At 63.2% G+C, this 310-nt stretch carries 1 protein-coding gene; it reads right to left on the bottom strand.

What is annotated here, in order from left to right:
- A partial coding sequence (locus tag Q664_RS59710) for a hypothetical protein (protein WP_043411772.1) occupies window positions 1–310 on the bottom strand: 310 nt, incomplete at both ends.

The following is a 310-nucleotide window of genomic DNA, read 5'->3' as shown; positions in this document are numbered from 1 at the left end:
CGACAGTCTTAGCCCTGATCGCTGCGGGCATTTGGTCGGCGTTCTTGCGCGCAACTTCCTCGAATGTCTGCGCATCCATCGCCTCAAGGACGCGGGTCAGAGCGTCGTCAGACCCGGTCCATATGAGACCGGACACCGCCGCCTCCTTCACCGCGATGCTACTGTCCTCCGCGGCGAAGGCCGCGACCTCGCCATCGATACGATGATGAAGCAGTTCCGAGACGAAATCCGCTCGTGCTTCGTCGCTCCAGCCGCGCACCTGCTCGCGCCAGTTTGGTCCAAGCGACGAGACCTGGAAGTCCGGCCAGAG

The organism is Archangium violaceum Cb vi76, assembly GCF_000733295.1.
Lineage (GTDB): Bacteria > Myxococcota > Myxococcia > Myxococcales > Myxococcaceae > Archangium > Archangium violaceum.
The sequence above is the reverse complement of the archived record's forward strand: the minus strand, read 5'-3'. Positions and strand labels throughout refer to the sequence as shown.